The organism is Vibrio sp. 10N.222.55.B11 (genome assembly GCF_041473705.1).
GTDB lineage: Bacteria > Pseudomonadota > Gammaproteobacteria > Enterobacterales > Vibrionaceae > Vibrio > Vibrio crassostreae_C.
Window position 1 is genome coordinate 1 of sequence record NZ_JBFRST010000145.1, and the last position, 2,348, is coordinate 2,348.

Annotated in this window: 1 protein-coding gene and 1 pseudogene; one reads left to right on the forward strand and one right to left on the reverse strand. The window is 45.0% G+C overall.

Features of this window, described 5'->3' with window-relative positions:
• Nucleotides 1-295: 295 nt before the first annotated feature.
• Nucleotides 296-463, forward strand: a pseudogene (locus tag AB4503_RS25425) (transposase); the annotation flags it as partial.
• A gap of 168 nt (nt 464-631) precedes the next feature.
• On the opposite strand, the gene AB4503_RS25430 reads toward AB4503_RS25425, so the two are convergent.
• Nucleotides 632-1,585 carry a DNA-binding protein gene (locus AB4503_RS25430; protein WP_076678494.1) on the reverse strand — a complete coding sequence of 318 codons (954 nt, stop codon included), beginning with the start codon at nt 1,583-1,585 and terminating at the stop codon, nt 632-634.
• Nucleotides 1,586-2,348: the final 763 nt, after the last annotated feature.

Sequence of the window (2,348 nt, forward strand, 5' to 3'; positions counted from 1 at the left end):
ATGAGAAATCAAAGGAAAAAGGACAGGCGAAAAACAAAATCCATCTTACAGATTCTTTCGTTCAGTCAGTGAAAGGAGTGAGGAGGCACGACGAGCGGCAACGAGGAAGAATGACGAGGCGCAGGCGTTCAGGATTGCAGCGATATCCTTTTAGATAGGGGCTGTAGAGAGGCACATCCTGGGGCGGCACGCAGTGACTCACCAAGGTGATGCCACTCTTAGGCCATAGATAAAAGATACAAGCGGAGAGCCTTTCCCGAAGGGTAACGCCCAACTCAAGCCCATATCACAACGCAACCTTAAATCTATTTCATCAAGAATGTTGAGGCTGAAAAATACGCACCTTACAAGGCAAAGTAAAAGCGCGGCCTTATGGTCTCGTTCTTACTTTGCTTGTACGGCTGGCGGTGCGACAATTGAAACGTTAAAGGCTTATGTAGAAAGTCCGGCGATATCAAGTTAAAGCTCTTCGAGCTTTACGCCTTATACCCCCGCCCGATCGGCAAGGGTTTACGGCAAAATGGCTAAATGCCATTAAGCTCTTTAGATTGAGAGGCTTCTGCAGCACTAGAATCCTCCCCCTTCTTTGCGTTGTTAAAGGATAAATTCAATCTTGGTCATTTTTTCGCTCTTACTTACTTCTAAGAGCGACGGATAGAGATTCACGCTCTCTTTCTGATAGAGACAAATCACTTTGTAATTGGGAGATCTGTCTTTGCAACTCAACCAACTGCCCTTGCGCGGAAGCTAATTGTTTACTGTCAGATTTAATCTCGTTCAACTCGCCAGTTAAGCGCTCTATTTCTGATTGACGGTTTTCTTCTTGAGTGCGTAACTGAACGACCGTTGTTCGCTCATTAGCCAGTTGGTTTAGCGTTTCAGTATGCTGCTCTTGTGTTTTTTCATGTTGAGCTTGCTCTATTTCTCTTTTCGCTTGATCGACAGTGAGTAGCTTAACCTGCTCTCGCAAACTTGCGCTTTCTTGCTCCGCTTTATCCGCTCGACGGTTAGCCGCGCCCACAAGACTCTCAGCTTCACTTTTTGCGTTAGTCACTAAAAGATCACATTTCTGCTCATTATCAGACATTGATTTGTCGGCTTCTTTCTTTACTTCTTCGCTCAATGCTATAGCTTCAGTTGCTTTTTGTTCGGCACTGTCCACACGCTCTAATGCTTTAGCCGCTTTATCATTGGCTTCATTAATGAGTTGAGCGGCTCTGGCCTCTGCCATTTCAATACGGTGCTGACTGTCTTTTTCTTTTTCTTCTAGTAGCTCTATAGCTTCATCTAACTGGGCTTTTTGGTCGGAAATCATTTGCTGAAGGCTCGCGGTTTTTCGCTCGACAACGCTTTGCATTTCATCCGCGAGCAATTCAGCGATCTTACTGCTGCCTAGCTCATCAGCCATTTTAATGACTTCTGCATTACGCTTGTCGTGAAAGTCACGTAGAAGCTTAGAGACGGTTTCTGTTTTACCACCGGTTACCTGCATAACATTACGAACTGAGGGTTTAGTACCTTGAGTTAGCATTGCTGTAGCAGCTTTTGATACTTGTTCAAAGGTCACGCCAGATTGTTCCGCCATTGTTCAACACTCCAAATAAACTTAACTGTACAAATTATAGCCCAACAGGAAACGGGTAACAACTGTTTCCATAAAATAACGTTTCCCATTTATACCTAAACAAATAACCAACTAGGCGTTTAATTCAGAATCACTTTTCCCTCTTACCTTAACGAGTTGATACTCTCTCACTAAAGCTATCATTCATTCCCATCGACTGAGTTTTTAAGATCAATGTGCCGGCATACTCCAACAACTTCGAGATTTGAGCCTTCGTTTTTTACGCAGTTGATAACCAGAGAAGCCTTTCAAATATTCATTTCGTTCAGTCAGTGAAAGGAGTGAGAAGGCACGACGAGCGGCAACGAGGAAGAATGACGAGGCGCAGGCGTTCAGGATTGCAGCGATATCCTTTTAGATAGGGGCTGTAGAGAGGCACATTTTGGGGCGGCACGCAGTGACTCACCAGGGTGATGCCACTCTTAGGCCATAGATGAAAGATACAAGCGGAGAGCCCAGCCCGAAAGGTAACGCCCAACTCAGGCCCCTATCACAACGCAGCACTTAAAATCAGCTTTAAACCGTCATAATAAAAAAACCGCCTATCAAACCCTATAAGGAAAAAATCCACAAAATGACACCATGACAAAGCATTAGAATCAAACACAGAGCAAATGGGCGTACTGTGGTACTAAGAGCCGGTTTGACGACCGCTTGCGGTCGAGCCTTTGGCTCAACCTCTTTTAGCGCAGAAACCCAAGCGCACACAGCAATCACGAGGTAA